At 63.2% G+C, this 13,929-nt stretch carries 11 protein-coding genes and 1 pseudogene; 8 read left to right on the top strand and 4 right to left on the bottom strand.

The annotated features are described in order from the left end of the window. Positions 1–6 precede the first annotated feature (6 nt). Both rpsO and pnp read left to right on the top strand, forming a co-directional pair. Positions 7–267 carry a 30S ribosomal protein S15 gene (gene rpsO, locus ACD584_RS06405; protein ID WP_011037641.1) on the top strand — a complete coding sequence of 87 codons (261 nt, stop codon included), beginning with the start codon at positions 7–9 and terminating at the stop codon, positions 265–267. 173 nt (positions 268–440) lie between these two features. Continuing rightward, complete coding sequence (gene pnp, locus ACD584_RS06410; RefSeq protein WP_011037640.1) at positions 441–2,555, top strand: polyribonucleotide nucleotidyltransferase; 2,115 nt, start codon at positions 441–443, stop codon at positions 2,553–2,555. A 704-nt stretch (positions 2,556–3,259) separates the two neighbouring features. Here pnp and ACD584_RS06415 read toward each other — a convergent pair. The 3 genes and pseudogenes from ACD584_RS06415 to ACD584_RS06425 all read right to left on the bottom strand — a co-directional run bounded on the left by ACD584_RS06415 (position 3,260) and on the right by ACD584_RS06425 (position 5,535). Further along, positions 3,260–4,322, bottom strand: a pseudogene (locus ACD584_RS06415) (DUF2272 domain-containing protein). Between the two features lie 62 nt (positions 4,323–4,384). Beyond that, positions 4,385–5,257 carry a carboxylating nicotinate-nucleotide diphosphorylase gene (gene nadC / locus ACD584_RS06420; protein WP_076036754.1) on the bottom strand — a complete coding sequence of 291 codons (873 nt, stop codon included), beginning with the start codon at positions 5,255–5,257 and terminating at the stop codon, positions 4,385–4,387. Between the two features lie 8 nt (positions 5,258–5,265). Further along, entirely contained in the window at positions 5,266–5,535 is a 270-nt protein-coding gene (locus tag ACD584_RS06425; RefSeq protein ID WP_011037637.1) for a Trm112 family protein, read from the bottom strand. 58 nt (positions 5,536–5,593) lie between these two features. Between ACD584_RS06425 and purE the strand changes: the two genes are divergently transcribed. Continuing rightward, positions 5,594–6,097 carry a 5-(carboxyamino)imidazole ribonucleotide mutase gene (gene purE / locus ACD584_RS06430; RefSeq protein WP_011037636.1) on the top strand — a complete coding sequence of 168 codons (504 nt, stop codon included), beginning with the start codon at positions 5,594–5,596 and terminating at the stop codon, positions 6,095–6,097. Further along, positions 6,094–7,236, top strand: a complete 1,143-nt coding sequence (locus ACD584_RS06435; RefSeq protein ID WP_076036755.1) for a 5-(carboxyamino)imidazole ribonucleotide synthase — start codon at positions 6,094–6,096, stop codon at positions 7,234–7,236. Before purE ends, ACD584_RS06435 begins: the two co-directional genes overlap by 4 nt. Before the next feature lie 233 nt (positions 7,237–7,469). Here the strand turns inward: ACD584_RS06435 and ACD584_RS06440 are convergent, their stop codons facing one another. Further along, on the bottom strand, positions 7,470–8,048 hold the full coding sequence (locus ACD584_RS06440; protein ID WP_076036756.1) for a superoxide dismutase: 579 nt from the start codon (positions 8,046–8,048) through the stop codon (positions 7,470–7,472). 121 nt (positions 8,049–8,169) lie between these two features. On the opposite strand from ACD584_RS06440, the gene grxD reads away from it, so the two are divergent. The 4 genes from grxD to ACD584_RS06460 all read left to right on the top strand — a co-directional run bounded on the left by grxD (position 8,170) and on the right by ACD584_RS06460 (position 13,830). Further along, a complete protein-coding gene (gene grxD / locus ACD584_RS06445; protein ID WP_011037633.1) occupies positions 8,170–8,490 on the top strand; it encodes a Grx4 family monothiol glutaredoxin in 321 nt (106 codons plus the stop codon). Further along, the gene (locus ACD584_RS06450) at positions 8,487–9,227 is read left to right on the top strand and encodes an SDR family NAD(P)-dependent oxidoreductase (RefSeq protein WP_076036757.1); all 741 of its coding nucleotides are present in this window, start codon (positions 8,487–8,489) and stop codon (positions 9,225–9,227) included. The genes grxD and ACD584_RS06450 overlap by 4 nt, the downstream gene beginning before the upstream one ends. Then, positions 9,224–9,823: a YhgN family NAAT transporter gene (locus ACD584_RS06455; protein ID WP_006450537.1), complete on the top strand. Its 600-nt coding sequence runs from the start codon at positions 9,224–9,226 to the stop codon at positions 9,821–9,823. The genes ACD584_RS06450 and ACD584_RS06455 overlap by 4 nt, the downstream gene beginning before the upstream one ends. Before the next feature lie 761 nt (positions 9,824–10,584). Beyond that, positions 10,585–13,830 carry a TonB-dependent receptor gene (locus ACD584_RS06460; RefSeq protein WP_012437977.1) on the top strand — a complete coding sequence of 1,082 codons (3,246 nt, stop codon included), beginning with the start codon at positions 10,585–10,587 and terminating at the stop codon, positions 13,828–13,830. The last annotated feature ends 99 nt before the right edge of the window (positions 13,831–13,929 follow it).

Genomic DNA, 13,929 nt, shown 5'->3' on the forward strand with positions numbered 1-13,929 from the left:
CACATCATGTCCGTCGACACCCAGAAAGTTATTGAAGACAACAAGCGCAGCGCCCAGGACACCGGTTCGCCGGAAGTGCAGGTCGCTCTGCTGACCGCGCGCATCGAGCTGCTGACCGGTCACTTCAAGACCCACAAGAAGGATCACCACAGCCGTCGCGGTCTGCTGCAGATGGTCAACCGTCGCCGCAGCCTGCTCGACTACCTGAAGAAGAAGGACGGCGAGCGCTACAAGTCGCTGATCGAGAAGCTCGGCCTGCGCCGCTAATCGAGTCCTACCGCCGCGGCGCAGCGATGCGCCGCGGTTTCGTTTTGGTCGTTCGCAATTTGTAATCCGTAAAGCGTCACATGCGTCATGGGCCGGAGCCTCCCGGCCGCCCGTTCTCGGCATGGGTCGACGACGGTCCAACGAAGACAGTTACACCTAAGGAAAAAACCTCCGTGGCAAAAATCACCAAAACCTTCCAGTACGGCAAGCACACCGTCACCCTGGAGACGGGCGAAGTCGCTCGCCAGGCGAGCGGTGCCGTCATCGTCAAGATGGACGACACCGTACTGCTGGTCACCGCCGTCGCCGCCAAGACCGCGCGCGAAGGGCAGGACTTCTTCCCCCTGACGGTTGACTATCAGGAGAAGTTCTATGCCGGCGGCCGCATCCCGGGCGGCTTCTTCAAGCGCGAAGGACGTGCGACCGAGAAGGAAACGTTGATCTCGCGCCTGATCGATCGTCCGATCCGTCCGCTGTTCCCGGAGGACTACAAGAACGAAGTGCAGATCATCGCCACGGTGATGTCGATGAACCCGGACATCGACGGCGATATCGCCGCGCTGATCGGTGCGTCGGCTGCGCTGTCGTTGGCCGGTACCCCCTTCAACGGCCCGATCGGCGCCGCCAAGGTGGGTTACAAGAACGGCGAATACATTCTCAACCCGACCATCACCGAGCTGAAGGATTCGCAGCTTGAGCTGGTTGTGGCCGGTACGGCGAACGCCGTGCTGATGGTGGAGTCGGAAGCGGCGCTGCTGTCGGAAGAAGTGATGCTGGGCGCGGTCACCTTCGGTCATCGCGAGATGCAGAAGGTCATCAACATCATCAACGAACTGACCGTCGAAGCCGGCACCAAGCCCAGCACCTGGGTGGCCCCGGCCAAGAACACCGCGCTGATCAGCGCGTTGAAGGAAGCGGTTGGCACCCAGCTGGCGGGCGCCTTCCAGGTGCGCGACAAGCTGCAGCGTCGCGACGCCATTTCGGCGATCAAGAAGGACGTACTCGAGTCGCTGGCAGGCCGCGTGGCTTCCGAGGGCTGGAGTTCGGCCGAGCTGTCGAAGGAATTCGGCGAGCTGGAATACCACACCATGCGTGACTCGGTGCTGGAGACCAAGGTGCGTATCGACGGCCGTGCACTGGACACCGTGCGCCCGATCTCGGTGCAGGCCGGCGTGCTGCCGCGGACCCATGGCTCGGCGCTGTTCACTCGCGGCGAGACCCAGGCGATCGTGGTCACCACGCTGGGCACCGCCCGCGACGGCCAGGTGATCGACGCGGTCGCTGGCGAGTACAAGGAAAACTTCTTGTTCCATTACAACTTCCCTCCGTATTCGGTGGGCGAGTGCGGCCGTTTTGGCGCGCCGAAGCGTCGCGAGATCGGCCACGGCCGTCTGGCCAAGCGCGGCGTGTTGGCCGTGATGCCGAGCCTGGAAGAATTCCCGTACACCATCCGCGTTGTCTCGGAAATCACCGAGTCCAACGGTTCCTCATCGATGGCTTCGGTGTGCGGTTCCTCGCTCGCACTGATGGACGCCGGCGTGCCGGTCAAGGCACCGGTGGCGGGTATCGCCATGGGCCTGGTGAAGGAAGACGACCGCTTCGTGGTGCTGTCCGACATCCTGGGTGACGAAGATCACCTGGGCGACATGGACTTCAAGGTGGCCGGTACTGCCGAAGGCGTGTCCGCGCTGCAGATGGACATCAAGATCGAAGGCATCACCGAAGAGATCATGAAGCAGGCACTGCAGCAGGCCAAGGCTGGCCGTCTGCACATCCTGGGCGAGATGTCCAAGGCGCTGACCACCCCGCGTCAGGAGCTGAGCGACTACGCGCCGCGCCTGCTGACCATCAAGATCCACCCGGACAAGATCCGCGAAGTGATCGGCAAGGGTGGCTCGACCATCCAGGCGATCACCAAGGAAACCGGGACGCAGATCGATATCCAGGACGACGGCACGATCATCATTGCTTCGGTCAACGCGATTGCCGCGCAAGCTGCGAAGTCGCGCATCGAGCAGATCACCTCGGACGTGGAGCCGGGCCGCATCTACGAAGGCAAGGTCGCCAAAATCATGGACTTCGGTGCGTTCGTGACCATCCTGCCGGGCAAGGATGGCCTGGTACACGTGTCGCAGATTTCCAGCGAGCGCGTGGAGAAGGTCGGCGACAAGTTGAAGGAAGGCGATCTGGTCCGCGTCAAGGTGCTGGAAGTGGACAAGCAGGGCCGCATCCGTCTGTCGATCAAGGCAGTGGAAGAAGGCGAAGGCGTGCCTGCATCGGCTGAGTAATCGCCGCTGCATGTGCGTTAGAAAAAGCGGGCTTCGGCCCGCTTTTTTGTTGGGCGAAGTACGGTGCAGTACAGTGTTTGTTTGGGGTGTTGTTGTGCACGCACAAGGGAGTGCGTACATGTGCGCACGCGTCAAAGCCCAGTGCATATCGCTTTGGTTGAATCTGTTCGAATGGGCGGAATCGTTTCTCCGAAACCCGGCTGACTCATGCCGCGGCTTCTCCCGTTGGAAGACGTGCCCAATGGGACGGATTGCGGTGCGTGGAAGGCAGCAGGATCGCTGCGCTTCTCCCTTTAACCCCAATCACTTTCCGGTGGTAAAGGGATGGCGACTCGCATCGGTTCGATCAGCGAGTGGGCGGCTCTATCCGCGAGAAGCTGCTTCTGACTCTCGTCGGGAGAAGGTGCTTCGCACGCGCGTGAGGGCGCGCTGGAATTACGTGGGCATGGAGCCGTGCCCAGCCAGCAGCTGGGAAGTCACCAACTGCTGGGAGGCCAAGTGCAGTACCGCTGACGCTTGGCGGGCAGCGCTTCATGTACGGGGCTCTGCTCGCACCCTCATGCTTGAGGGCAAGGCGGGACTCAACTCTTTAGTTCGATGCCGAATCGGAGCCATAGCCGGATCTGTATCGTTAACGCGAAAAGCCCAAGTGCCGCCTGTCTATCTCAGAAAGCACGGCACAACGCAGACCCTTCGGCCTTACCTCACTCCGTCTGCGGCTGTGCAGGAGCAGGCTGCCCTTCCGGACGCGGCGGCACCACGCGCGGGAAGCCTGGCGGCATTGGCTGAGTTGCCGGTGGCACGGTAGGCGCGGGTAATGGTTCGGTCGGCGGCGGTGCGGTCACTGCTGCGTTGGGGCGCAGCTTCAACAGCGCGGCCCAGTCGCGGCGGTTGAAGTCGCACAACTCCTCGTGTGCCGGTGTGCACTCGCGCGCCGCGCCCAGGCTGTCCTCGTTTTCGCTCTCGCCCTGGCTGGCGTCGGTCTGCGGCGTAGGCAGTACCACGCGGCCGGCGCGATCCAGCGGCATCTTGCGCATCATCACGGTGTTGAAGACGTTGCCGCCGATCAGGTAGAGCGTGCGATCGCCCCCGACATTGGCCGCCACCACCACGTCGCAATGCGACTTCCATGGCATCGGTGCGCTGCCGCCCAGTGCGGCCCGCAGGCCGGCATAGCCGAGCGAGACATCGCGCCCGCGCAACAGGCACAGCATGTCGCCAGGTGCGGGTTTTTCCACGGCCGGGTCGGTGAACTGGTATGGGCCGGTGGCCCCGTCGTGATATGCGCTGCGGATGTAGTCCAGGTGACGCGCGGAGCGGCGGAAGCCACTGACGCCGGCCTGCGTCATCACCCACGAAATGAAGGCGGCCGACCAAGGATTGTCGACCAGGAATGCGCGGCAATCACTGGCGGTGTAGCGGCTGCCGTCGAGGGCGGCACAGCTGGACGCGCCCGCGCTGCCCCCCCATCGAGGCGAGCGTGCCGCTATCGCGCCAGTAGCCGGCCACACGTTGCCAGGCGATCATGCCGTCGTCGGCGAGCGAGGCGGACTCTGCCTCGGTCACGCCCAGGCTGGCGAGCTTGCCTTTGCTGTCGATAAAAGGGCGCTGCCACAGTCGGTGCTCGTTGCAGGCGCTGCGCACGATGGCGATGGCGGCCGGGCTGGTGCCGAAGCGTGGTGGGATATCGCACACTTCCGCTGCGGCGGCCGTGCCGCCCCAGCCTGCCAGCAGCAGGCAGATCCATGGCCAAGGTTTTGCAGTCATTACCGATTCCGCATAGAACACTGCGCGCAGGCTGACAGAGCTGCCTGCGGACAGGCGTGAAATCAGTAAGGCGCCGGCCCCAGCTTGAGCGACAGATCCACCGCCTGCACATGCTTGGTCAGGCCGCCAATGGAAATGCAATCCACGCCGTCCTGCGCAATGGCGCGAATGCCGGCCAGATCCACACTGCCGGAGACTTCCAGCGGGATGCGTTGCGCTGGCGGCAACGCGGCCACGATCTGCACGGCGGCGCGCCGCATTGCCGGGTCGAAATCATCGATGAGGATGCGTGTGCACCCCACCTGCAGTGCCTCATGCAGCTGCTCCAGCGTTTCCACCTCCACCACCAGCGGCAACTGTGGTTGCTGCACGCGTGCAGCGTGCACGGCGGCGCTCAGCGAGCCCGCCGCACGGATGTGGTTTTCCTTCAGCATCACGGTGTCGAACAGGCCGACGCGGTGGTTGTCGCCACCGCCGCAGCGCACCGCGTATTTCTGTGCGGCGCGCAGGCCGGGCAGGGTCTTGCGGGTGTCCAGGATGCGCGCACCGGTGCCGGCCACCGCTGCGACGTAGGCCGCGGTGGTGGTGGCCGTGGCAGAAAGTGTCTGCAGGAAGTTGAGCGAGGTGCGTTCGGCGCTGACCAGGCTGCGGCTGCGGCCGTGCAGGGTGGCCAGTACGGTGCCGGCGCCGACGCGATCGCCTTCCTGGATGCGCCATGCGATCTGCACCTGTGGATCCAGCGCGCGGTGCGTGGCGTCGAACCACGGCCGCCCGGCGATCACCGCGTCCTGCTTGCACAGCAGATAGGCCGTATCCGGCGCGTCGGGCAGCAGTGCGGCGGTGACATCGCCGCTGCCGATGTCTTCGGCCAGCGCGCGCGCCACGTCTGCCTGCACCAGCGCATCGGCTGGCGCGACAGGTGCGGTGGTGGTCATGGCCGAACTCACTTCTCGGGGAAGTCGGCGATCTGGCTCGGGTTGATGGCTTCTTCGGCCAGCAGCACCGGGATGCCATCGTCGACGCGGAAGATCTGTTTGCGGTCGCGGGTGATCAGGGCCTCGCGCAGCGGTTGGTCCTGCACGGCGCCGTCGACGCGTTGCAAGGTGCCGGCGGCGATGGCGCGGTTGAGTGCTTCCAGGCCCTTGCCATCGAGCAGCGAGAGCGGCTGGCGGGTGTCGGGGGAGCACAGCAGGTCGAGCAGTTTGCGATCCATCGAAGTCTTGTCTTGCGTGGAAGATGGCTAGAATACGTCTTTACCGCAGGGCAGGGCCATGACCTCCAACCACTCCGCGCCGCTGGTCGGCATCGTGATGGGTTCCCGTTCGGACTGGGACACCATGCAACACGCAGCTCAGAAGCTCGATGCACTGGGCGTGCCGTACGAGGTCAAGGTGGTCTCGGCACACCGTACGCCGGATGTGCTGTTCACCTACGCCGAACAGGCAGGCGAGCGCGGCCTGCGCGCGATCATCGCCGGCGCCGGCGGTGCGGCGCATCTGCCCGGCATGCTGGCGGCCAAGACCGCAGTGCCGGTGCTGGGCGTGCCGGTGCAGTCCAAGGCGCTCAACGGCATGGATTCGCTGCTGTCGATCGTGCAGATGCCAGCCGGTATTCCGGTGGCCACCTTCGCGATCGGCAATGCGGGCGCTGCCAATGCGGCCCTGTTTGCAGCAGCGATGCTGTCGCCGGAGCAGCCGCAGATCGGTCAGGCATTGGCGCAGTTCCGCGCCAAGCAGACCGACGATGTGATGGCCAGCGACGATCCCCGCCAATGACTACGGTCGGCATCCTGGGCGGCGGCCAATTGGCGCGCATGCTGGTGTTGGCCGGTGCGCCGCTGGGGCTGCGGTTTGCCGTGTTCGATCCGGCAGCCGACGCCTGCGCAGGGCAGGTGGCGCCGTTGCAGGTGGGCGCATTCGACGACGCAGCCGCACTAGCTGGCTTCGCCGCGCAGGTGGACGTGCTCACCTTCGATTTCGAGAACGTACCGGCCGCCAGCGCGCAGCAGTTGGCGACGCAGGTGCCGGTGTTCCCCAACCCTGCCGCACTGGCTATCGCGCAAGACCGGCTCAGCGAAAAAACCTTGTTCCGCGAACTGGGTATCCCGGTGCCCGAATTTGCCGCCATCGATGACCGTGCCGGCCTGGATGCCGCACTGGCGCGCATTGGGGCGCCATGCGTGCTCAAGACGCGACGCTTCGGCTACGACGGCAAGGGGCAGTTCCGGATCAAGACGTTTGCCGACGCCGATGCTGCGTGGGATGCCTTGGGTGCGCAGGCGGCCACGGCTGGCCTGATCGTGGAAGCCTTCGTGCCGTTCGAGCGCGAAGTCAGCGTGGTCGCTGTGCGTGGCCGCGATGGCGGGTTTCGTGCCTGGCCATTGACCGAAAACTGGCATGTGGATGGCGTGCTCTCGGTCAGCCTGGCGCCTGCCAGCGTGGACGCCGGGTTGCAGGAAGCGTCTGAAGCGCATGCGCGTGCGCTTGCCGAACGCCTGGATTATGTCGGCGTGTTTGCATTGGAGTTGTTCGTGCGCGACGGCACGCTACTGGCCAACGAAATGGCGCCGCGCGTGCACAACTCCGGGCACTGGACGATCGAAGGCGCAGAGACTTCGCAGTTCGAAAACCACGTGCGGGCCGTGCTGGGCTTGCCGCTCGGCAGCACTGCCATGCGTGGCCATGCCTGCATGCTGAATTGGCTAGGCGCCATGCCCGATACAGCGGCCTTCCTGGCGGTGCCTGGCGGGCATTGGCACGATTACGGCAAGCAGGCGCGTGACGGGCGCAAGGTGGGGCATGCGACGGTGCGTGCGGATACGCCGGCGCTATTGGCGCAACTGCTGGGTGACGTTGGTCAGGCCCTGCAGCGCGATGCGCAGACGGCGCCGGTTGTGGCGCGGTTGGCGCCTTAGCGTGCGCGTGGCGCTGCAAGCGGGGCAGCGCCGCTAAGTGCTGAGTGGGTGTTTCAACTGCGTGCTGCGTCCTTGAAGCGTGAATGCAACTTCAAGGGCGCGCTGCATGTTGCGTCAGCGCTAACGCGGTGGCATCGCCTGGCGCGTTAGTGCCCCAGGCTGGTTGAGCGAGCAGCACCCAACGTAAGTGATGCCACTCCGACGCCGCACTTCTCAGCATGCGCCAAAGCGCATCAGCGCAGACGGCTGGCCACAAAGTCCCAATTGATCAGTTTCCAGAAGGCATCCAGGTACTGCGCGCGGTCCTGCTGGTGATCCAGGTAGTAGGCGTGTTCCCACAGATCGCAGGCGAGCAGTGCGGTGTCCGGGCCGGTCAGCGGCGTGGAGGCATTTGGAGTGGCCACCACGGCCAATCTGCCATCCGGGCGCTGCACTAGCCACACCCAGCCCGAACCCACCGTGCCGAGCGCGATGCGGTTGAATTCCTGCTTGAAATGCACGAAGTCGCCGAACGATGTCGCGATGCTGTCGGCCAGCCGGCCCAGGGGTTCGCCGCCGCCGCGCGGGCGCAGGCACTGCCAATAGAAATTATGGTTCCACACTTGCGCGGCAAGCTGGAACAACGTGCCCTGCGCCTGCGCGATGATCTCTTCCAGCATCAGCTCGGCAAACTCGCTGCCTTCGATGCGCGCATTGAGCCGTTCGACCTCGCTGCGATGGCACACGCCATGGTGGGCGTCCACTGTCGCAGCCGACAGATGTGGCTCCAGGGCGGCGCGGGAGTAGGGCAGAGCAAGGTGTTCGATCGGCATGGTGTTCGGGGCAGCGAAGGGAGTCCGGCGAGAGGGCGCGTTGAAGGCTTACAATGCGCGCCTTTGCGGAAGTCTATCCGACCCGGCGGTCGGGCCTGCCGCTCCCAGTCAGGAGAGTTCAATGCCGGTGATGGAACGGATCCAGGCCGAAGTCGAGCAGCACCCGATCGTGCTGTTCATGAAAGGCACCCCGCAATTCCCGATGTGCGGTTTTTCCAGCCGCGCCGTGCAGGCTCTGGTGGCCGCAGGCGCCGACCAGCTGCGCACCGTCAACGTGCTCGAAGAACCTGAAATCCGCGCCAATCTGCCGCGGTATTCGAACTGGCCGACCTTCCCGCAGCTCTTCATCCACGGTGAGCTGATCGGTGGCTGCGACATCACCATGGAGCTGTTCGAAGCAGGCGAGCTCAAGCGCATCGTCAGTGAGGCCTACCAGCCGTGAGCAGCACGCAGGCAGCCGTTGCAGCGGCGCTGGCCGGGCGGGTCGTGCTGGTCACCGGCGCCGCCGGCGGCTTGGGCGCTGCGGCCGCGCAGGCCTGCGCACAGGCAGGTGCCACCGTGGTGTTGCTGGGCCGCAAGCTGCGCCCGCTCGAGCGTGTCTATGACGCGCTGGCCGGGCAGGGCGCAGCACCATTGCTGTACCCGCTGGATCTGGCCGGCGCGACGCCGGACGACTATGCCGCGCTCGCACAGCGTCTGCAGTCGGAGTTGGGCGGGCTCAGTGGCGTGCTGCATTGCGCCGCCGATTTCGCTGGGCTCACGCCGGCTGAACTGGCCGCGCCTGCGGAGTTCGCACGCAGCATCCACGTCAACCTGACCGCACGCGCCTGGCTCACTCAGGCCTGTCTGCCGCTGCTGCGCCAGCAACAGGATGCGGCGCTGGTGTTCGTCGTGGATGATCCCGCGCGTGTCGGCCAGGCCTACTGGGGTGCGTACGGCGCTGCCCAACATGCGCAGCGTGGCTTGCTTGCCAGCCTGCATCATGAAACGGCCGCCGGCCCGGTCCGCGTCAGCGGGCTGCAGCCAGGGCCGATGCGCACCGCCTTGCGCGCACGTGCATTTACGCATCAGGAAGACAGCGACGCGCTGGATCCCGCGCGCTACGCCGCTGCCTGCGTTACCTTGTTGTGCATGGCGGGCGCCTCGCACCGCGGTGCGATCTGGAGCCCCCCCGCATGACCATTCTGTCGGCAGCGCTGCTGCTGTTCCTGATCCTCGACCCGCTCGGCAACATCCCGGTGTTTCTCAGCGTGCTCAAGCCGCTGCCGCCGAAGCGCCAGCGCTTCGTGCTCGCGCGCGAGTTGCTGATCGCCCTGTTCGTGCTGATGGCGTTTCTATGGGGCGGCAAGTACGCACTGGAGTTGATGCATCTGCGGCAGGAATCGGTGGCGATCGCCGGCGGCATCGTGCTGTTCCTGATCGGCATCCGCATGATCTTCCCGCGCCCCGAAGGCCTGATGGGCGAGATTCCCGACGGCGAGCCCTTCATCGTGCCGCTCGCAATCCCGCTGGTGGCCGGCCCGTCCGGCATGGCCGCAGTGATGCTGATGGGCAGCAACGAACCCACCCGGTTATGGGATTGGAGCCTGGCGCTGATGATTGCCTGGATCGGTGCATCCACGATCCTGGCCTCGGCCCCGCTGTTGTACAAACTGCTCGGTCATCGCGCATTGACCGCAATCGAGCGCCTGATGGGCATGTTGCTGGTGGCCATTTCGGTGCAGATGTTCCTGGATGGCCTTGGCACGTATTTCAAGCTGCCGGTATCGATCTGATGTTTCGCCGCCGCTGCTGGTGTTGATCTGGCTTCCGGTGGCCTAGCTGGCTTGATCTTGGCGCAGCTGGGGCTTTGGAGGGGCGGCTGGCGCGTTCGGCGCTGTAGATCGTCTCTGACTTGGTGGCCAACGAGCGCGTGGTGCTGCCGGCAGCACTTTATCTGTGGCGCCCGTGCGTTAGCGGCTCCACTGTCTGGAGCCTCGCGTAATTTGCCTGCCACCTCGTCCATTTGTGGGCGGATGGATCCGAGCTCGATGTGGACGGCCAGCAAACCGTCACTTGCGATGAGAACTCGCACGATGATTCGGAAACAGACACGAGCGCGGCGCGGACGTTAAAAGTCGCGCCCTCAGCAGAGACGTTGGCTCTACGAATCCCTTCTACAGAAGTCCATCTGTTTTGGGCGCGTAAGCGCACGTATTCTCAGAGCGCCTACGATGAGGACTGCAAAGTGCCCCGCGATGGCGTTCGGCTGCATGACGTTTGATGCCATCGCCAAGTTCGAGACGTCCATCTCACATCGCACGCGACTTTGCCCACCTTGGCGTTTCCGCCTTCACATGCGAAGTTCATGTTGCAGTGCGCGAAGTTTGTCACGCCACCGTCACAATCAGGCCTTAGCGTGTTAATCTGTTGTTAACCGTTGCGGCAGCAACCAGCCGCGCGGCAAGGGACCCCAGATCATCGGCAGCCCACCCCCGGGAACGGTTGGGCTGACTGCGCCTTTTTGTCACTGCCCAACTGTATCGAGGCTACCGAAATGACCCACCCCCGTTGTCTCCGCATGTCCAAGCTCACGCTTGGTCTCGTTGCTGCACTCGCCGCTGCCCCCGTGTTCGCACAGAGCACCTCTGCCGGCGTCGCTGGCCTGGTCACCAGCAGCGGCGGTCAGCCGGTGCCGAATGCCGAAGTCACGATCACCCACGTCGAATCGGGCACCGTCAGCCGCGCCACCACCGATGCCAGCGGACGCTACAACGCGCGCGGCTTGCGTGTGGGCGGCCCGTACACCATCACCATCACCAAGTCGGGTGAGGGCACCAAGACCGAAGAAGGCGTTTTCCTGAACCTGAATCAGGTCAACAGCGTGGATGCGGCTCTGGGTGGCGACGTGACCACGCTCGGCGCGGTGCAGGCCATTGGCGGCGACTACGGCTCGGCGCTGTTCAGTGCCAATAAAATGGGCACCGGCACCAACGTAACCCGCGAGCAGATTGAATCGCTGCCGTCGATTAACCGCAACTTGCAGGACTACGTGCGCCTGGATCCCCGCGTGGCGCAGACCGACAAGGCGCGCAACGAAATCTCGGTGGGCGGCCAGAACCCGCGTTTCAACCTGATCCGCGTCGACGGCATCAGCACCAACGATGCGTTCGGCCTCGAATCCAATGGTTTGCCGACACCACGTCAGCCGTTCTCGATGGACGTCATCGACGAAATTTCGGTCGATGTCGCCAATTACGACGTGACCATTACCGGCGCAACCGGCGGTGTGATCAATGCGGTCACCAAGTCCGGTACTAATGAATTCCATGGTTCGGTGTACGGCACCTATCGCGACAACGATTGGTCGGGCAAGAACCAGAACGACATCCGTCCGCAGCTGTTCGATGATGAGACCACCTATGGCCTGACCCTGGGCGGACCGGTCATCAAGGACAAGCTGTTCTTCTTCGCCAACTACGAAAAGTACAAGGGCAAGGGCGTGTTTACCGGAGCCTCCGGCTACGGTCCGATCGGGTCTGGCGAGAGCAATATCGTTCAAATCCCGCAGTCGGACATCGACCGTATCATCGACATTTCGCGCAATGTCTACGGCTTTGACCCCGGCACGCTCGCGCTGCCTGCGCTGGATTCGGAGTCGGAGGAAAAGGGCTTCAAGCTCGACTGGAATATCTCCGACAAGCACCGTGCCTCTTTCCGTTATGGCGAGAGCGAGCAGAGCACTGCCAACCTCAACGGGTTTGGCAACCAGGCGCTGTCGTTGAATTCGTTTCACTACGTGCGCGATTTCAGCCTCAAGACCTATACCGCGCAGTTGTTCAGTGATTGGACCGACACCTTCTCGACTGAAGCCAAAGTCTCGTACCGTGATTACTCGGCGGTGCGTACGGCCGCTTCGCAGTTGCCGGCCGTCGCTGTGCGTATCGGTAACAACACCGTCAACCTGGGCACCGAGCAGAGCACCCAGGCCAACGAGCTGCGTACCGAAACGTGGAATGCCTTCTTCGCGGGCACGTTGTTCTTGAATGACCACACCGTCAAGTTTGGCTTCGACTACGAAGATAACGATCTTTTCAACCTGTTCGGACAGCGCGTCTTCGGTTCGTACACCTTCAACTCAATTGCCGACTACGCGGCGAATCGCCCGCTGAACTATCGCTACTCGCGGTCCAATACCGGAAACATCGACGATGTCGCTGCGGACTGGGGCATGCGGAACGTCGGTGTGTTCCTGCAGGACACATGGGCCGTCAATAACAATCTGACCCTGACGTTTGGTGTGCGTTACGACGAGCCGATGGTCAAGAACAGCCCTGCCTACAATGCGGCGGCGTCAACGATCTTCGGCTTCCGTAATGACCAGACCATCGACGGTAATGGTCTGTTCGAGCCGCGCTTCGGCTTCAACTACACGTTCGACAGCGATCGTCCCACCCAGCTGCGTGGTGGCGTCGGCCTCTTCCAGGGTGCTGCCGCAACGGTATGGCTCTCGAACCCGTACTCGAACACTGGCTTGGCATACACGGATTACAACTTCTCCAGCCAAGCGTTGGTGAATTCCAACGGTATTCGCTTCACCCCTGACATCAATAACCAGCCAATCGGAAACGGGTCGGTGAATGGTGCAACGCAGTCTGTCGATTTCGTCGACAGCAAGCTGGGTCAGCCGTCGGTATGGAAGGCCAACCTGGCGTTTGACACCGAGCTGCCCTGGTACGGCATCGTGGCGTCTGCGGAAGCAGTGGTGACTCAGGTCAACGAGGCGATCTACTACCAGCAGCTAAATCTGGGTAACACCACCCGAGTGGGCCAGGATGGTCGTAATCTTTACTGGAATACCCCGGGTCTGAATCCCGCTTGCTGGATGGCCGATGGTCGTAACCCGACAGGTACGAGCGCTCCAGCTGCGTGTGTGCGTGGCACCGGCTCCTTGGTCGATGCGCGCGGGTCGCGCGATCCGAACTACAACGACGCCATCATCGCGCGTCCAACTGACAAGGGTGGTAGCGAGAGCTTCACCGTTGGTCTGAACAAGCCCTTCAATGGCGGTGACTGGTCCTGGGGTCTGTATTACACCTATACCGATGCCGATGAAGTCAGTGGTCTCACCAGCTCGACCTCGGGCTCGCAGCTGGGCAACAACGCTGTTTTCCAGGCCAACGAAAACGTTGCTTCGACCGCAGCGTATGAAATCAAGAACAGCATCCTGGGTACCTTGAACTGGAAACATGCGTTCTTTGGCGACTACGAGACCAAGCTTGGCTTGATTTACCAGGGCCGCAATGGTCGTCCGTACAGCTACGCCTTCGATAACGACGCCAATGGCGATGGTCGCCTGAACGACCTGCTGTACATCCCGGCAGGTCGCGGCGATGTGTTATTCGGTTCTGCTGGAGAAGAGCAGGCATTCTGGAACTACATTGAAGGCAATGAGTATCTGGCTGCCCGTCGTGGCCAGGTTGCCGAACGTAATGGCGCACGTAATTCTTGGATCAACCAGTTCGATCTGCATATCGAGCAGGAGATTCCCGGCTTCTTCAAGGGCAACAAGGCTTCTGTGTGGCTCGACGTCATGAATGTCGGCAACCTGCTCAACAAGAAGTGGGGCCAGGTCGAGGAGTATGGCTTCCCGGGTATGCGTGGTGTCGTGGAATACGGCGGCATTGATGCAGCCAGTGGCAAGTACGTGTATCGCTTCAACACGCCGGATCAGGCCACGGTGTATGACGATCGCGGCATCTCCCGCTGGGCCCTGCAGCTGGGCTTCCGCTACCAGTTCTAATCTGGCCAGCGTGTTGCATGTTGCAAAAACGGCCGGGTTCTCCCGGCCGTTTTCTTTTGGGCGGGTGAGTACGTTAAAGTCCTGCGCAGACGACAGGAG

It is taken from the genome of Xanthomonas sp. NCPPB 2922 (assembly GCF_041520885.1).
Classification (GTDB): Bacteria; Pseudomonadota; Gammaproteobacteria; order Xanthomonadales; family Xanthomonadaceae; genus Xanthomonas; species Xanthomonas campestris.

Bases quoted from the DNA above. Each gene is read 5' to 3' on its own strand.
- rpsO (WP_011037641.1), top strand. From the start codon at position 7: ATGTCCGTCGACACCCAGAAAGTTATTGAAGACAACAAGCGCAGCGCC.
- nadC (WP_076036754.1), bottom strand. From the start codon at position 5,257: ATGACCACCACCGCACCTGTCGCGCCAGCCGATGCGCTGGTGCAGGCA.
- ACD584_RS06425 (WP_011037637.1), bottom strand. From the start codon at position 5,535: ATGGATCGCAAACTGCTCGACCTGCTGTGCTCCCCCGACACCCGCCAG.
- purE (WP_011037636.1), top strand. From the start codon at position 5,594: ATGACCTCCAACCACTCCGCGCCGCTGGTCGGCATCGTGATGGGTTCC.
- ACD584_RS06435 (WP_076036755.1), top strand. From the start codon at position 6,094: ATGACTACGGTCGGCATCCTGGGCGGCGGCCAATTGGCGCGCATGCTG.
- ACD584_RS06440 (WP_076036756.1), bottom strand. From the start codon at position 8,048: ATGCCGATCGAACACCTTGCTCTGCCCTACTCCCGCGCCGCCCTGGAG.
- grxD (WP_011037633.1), top strand. From the start codon at position 8,170: ATGCCGGTGATGGAACGGATCCAGGCCGAAGTCGAGCAGCACCCGATC.
- ACD584_RS06455 (WP_006450537.1), top strand. From the start codon at position 9,224: ATGACCATTCTGTCGGCAGCGCTGCTGCTGTTCCTGATCCTCGACCCG.
- ACD584_RS06460 (WP_012437977.1), top strand. From the start codon at position 10,585: ATGACCCACCCCCGTTGTCTCCGCATGTCCAAGCTCACGCTTGGTCTC.